Consider the following 1,598-nt stretch of genomic DNA (forward strand, 5'->3'; position numbering starts at 1 on the left):
TAGTTTTTTTTATACTTAATAAAGTCTATCGTCTATCGTCTATCGTCCAACATCTAACATCTAATATCTAACATCTAAGATCTAACATCTAAAAGCAAAGCGGTCTAAAATCTAATTAATTTCAAACGCAGACTTCACCTTCTCCACATAATCCAATTTTTCCCAAGTAAACAACTCCACATCAAGGGTTACTGTCTTACCATTGAGCTGTTCAAAGGTTTTAGAAACCGTTTCATTAACTCTTCCCATATGGCCGTAAGCCGCAGTTTCACTGTACATTGGTTGGCGTAGTTTTAAGCGTTCTTCTATGGCTGATGGACGCATATCGAAAATCTCGAATATTTTTTCAGCAATCTCGCCATCGGTTAAATTAAACGGACAGGTACCATAAGTATTCACATAAATGGAGGTCGGTTTTGTCACGCCGATGGCATAACTGACTTGGACCAATATTTCATCACACAAGCCAGCAGCGACGAGGTTTTTAGCAATATGACGCGTCGCATAAGCGGCACTTCTATCTACTTTACTTGGGTCTTTTCCGCTAAAAGCACCACCGCCATGGGCGCCTTTACCACCATAAGTGTCTACAATGATTTTTCGCCCCGTAAGTCCGGTGTCACCATGAGGCCCACCAATCACAAACTTACCTGTAGGGTTGATATGATATGTAATGTCATCATTGAATAACACCTGAATGTGCTCAGGAAGTCCTGCCACAACTCTCGGAATCAAGATGTTTACAATATCTTTTCTGATTATTTCCAACATGTCAATTTCAGCAGCATCAACGTCAGCTTTTGAGTTTGATTTTGGTTTTACAAAATCGTCATGCTGCGTAGAAACCACAATGGCATCGATACGCTGAGGTACATTGTCATCACTGTATTCAATAGTAACTTGGCTTTTGGAGTCGGGACGTAAATAAGTGATCTCCTTGCTTTCTCTGCGTAAAGCAGCCAACTCAATCATCAAACGATGCGAAAGATCCAATGCCAGTGGCATATAATTCTCAGTTTCACTGGTGGCATAGCCAAACATCATGCCTTGGTCTCCTGCACCTTGTTCTTCTTTATTGGCCCTGTCAACACCTCTGTTGATGTCTTCAGATTGCTCATGGATTGCAGAAAATACACCACAAGAATTGCCATCAAACATATAGGCACTTTTAGTGTACCCAATTTTGTTGATGGTATCTCTAGCTATTTTTTGAACGTCTAAATACGTGTTTGATTTGACCTCACCCGCGAGGACTACCTGTCCTGTGGTAACCAAGGTTTCACAAGCCACTTTAGAGTCCTTGTCAAAGGCTATAAAATTGTCTATTAAAGCATCACTTATTTGATCTGCTACTTTGTCTGGGTGTCCTTCAGAAACGCTCTCTGAAGTAAATAAATATGCCATATACTCTTAGATATCTTAGGGTTATGGAAGATTTGACGTTGCGCGTCGAAGGTAGTTTGCACTGCCTTTAGCATTTTTCATCCCGTCTATGATACGGGATCTCATCCTCGGAGTTTCCGATTCAGAAGAGGTTGCAATCAGTCAAATCTTTCCTCTCAATTAATATGGGACAAAAGTAAAAAAATTAAATAGGA

The 1,598-nt window shown here is 40.4% G+C and carries 1 protein-coding gene; it reads right to left on the minus strand.

What is annotated here, in order from left to right:
• Positions 1–111: 111 nt before the first annotated feature.
• Positions 112–1,404 carry a methionine adenosyltransferase gene (gene metK / locus A9996_RS19300; RefSeq protein WP_066439164.1) on the minus strand — a complete coding sequence of 431 codons (1,293 nt, stop codon included), beginning with the start codon at positions 1,402–1,404 and terminating at the stop codon, positions 112–114.
• Positions 1,405–1,598: the final 194 nt, after the last annotated feature.

This window comes from Gelidibacter algens, from assembly GCF_001678675.1.
Lineage (GTDB): Bacteria > Bacteroidota > Bacteroidia > Flavobacteriales > Flavobacteriaceae > Gelidibacter > Gelidibacter algens.